General features: G+C 57.1%; 1 pseudogene. It reads right to left on the bottom strand.

Features of this window, described 5'->3' with window-relative positions:
* Positions 1-233, bottom strand: a pseudogene (locus tag AB1K62_RS14700) (hydroxymethylglutaryl-CoA lyase); the annotation flags it as partial.

Raw genomic sequence — 233 nt, 5'->3', positions numbered from 1 at the left:
GCCCCTTTCAGATTGGGGATCAGGGCCACAACATCCAGCCCGGGAATCGTTTTTGCAAAAGCAACAATTTCGGCGGTGTCAGCCATCTGCGGAAGCAGTTTGGGCGGAACAAAGCTCCCGACCTCAATCTCGCTCACACCGGCTTCGGCCTCTGCCTTGATCCATGCCTTTTTGGCCTCGGTTGCCATAACACGCTCAACGCTTTGCAAGCCGTCTCGCGGTCCGACTTCGCT

The sequence above is a fragment of the Parasphingorhabdus sp. JC815 genome (assembly GCF_040717415.1).
GTDB lineage: Bacteria > Pseudomonadota > Alphaproteobacteria > Sphingomonadales > Sphingomonadaceae > Parasphingorhabdus.
This window is presented reverse-complemented; position numbering and strand designations above follow the sequence as displayed.